This is a genomic window from Aquimarina sp. 2-A2 (assembly GCF_045505135.1).
Lineage (GTDB): Bacteria > Bacteroidota > Bacteroidia > Flavobacteriales > Flavobacteriaceae > Aquimarina > Aquimarina intermedia.
In genome coordinates this window covers 1-929 of the sequence record NZ_JBJKFI010000021.1, presented here as the reverse complement: position 1 = coordinate 929, position 929 = coordinate 1, and the positions used below count along the sequence as shown (strand labels likewise).

The window sequence follows — 929 nt, the reverse complement described above, 5'->3', positions numbered from 1 at the left end:
ACCACTGATAAGATTCTTGATGGAACCATTGCTTCTGCGGATATCGCTGCTGATGCAGTTAATGCTGCAACTATTAACGGGGATGTAGCTGGAACTGGACTTGTACAAAATATAACTACCGGTGCTTTAGAAGTGGATCCTACTGCCTTTAATGGGGATGGAAATATTACTTCCGGAGATTTAACTGTAGGTGGTGATGCCAATGCATTACTTGGAGATGTAACGCTTGAGATCGCAGCTGGTGCTGTAGGAACTGCTGAACTTGCAGATGGTGCAGTTACAAATATTAAACTTGCTGCTAATGCAGTAACTACTGATAAGATTCTTGATGGAACCATTGCTACTACAGATATCGCTTCTGGTGGAAACGATAAAGTTTTAACAACAAGTGCTACCGGGGTAGTAACATGGGAAGATAAAACTGCTTTAGACACAGATGATCAAACCGCTGCTCAAGTAGCCTTTACTCCTACTGGTAACACAACCAGTACTGATGTACAAGCTGCTATTGAAGAAATACAAACCGAAGTAGATGGTTTTGCCGCTGTAGCAGGTCAAACTAATACCGCTTCGAATGTAGGTACAGCGGGTGTAGGAGTTTTTAAACAAAAAACAGGAGCTGATCTTGAGTTTAAAAATATCAATTCAACCTCTGGAAAAATAACAGTAACTGATGATATTGCTAACAATGAGATCGATCTAGAAATAAGTGCAAATGCCATCACTAGTACCGAACTTGCAGATGGTGCAGTTACAAATATTAAACTTGCTGCCAATGCAGTAACTACTGATAAGATTCTTGATGGAACCATTGCTTCTGCGGATATCGCTGCTGATGCTGTTAATGCTGCAACTATTAACGGGGATGTCGCTGGAACTGGACTTGTACAAAATATAACTACCGGTGCTTTAGAAGTGGATCCTACTGC

At 41.1% G+C, this 929-nt stretch carries 1 protein-coding gene; it reads left to right on the top strand.

Annotated features, from left to right (window positions below; translation table 11 throughout):
- The coding region (locus ACJRPK_RS17475; protein WP_407141675.1) for a hypothetical protein at nt 1-929 on the top strand (929 nt) is incomplete at both ends.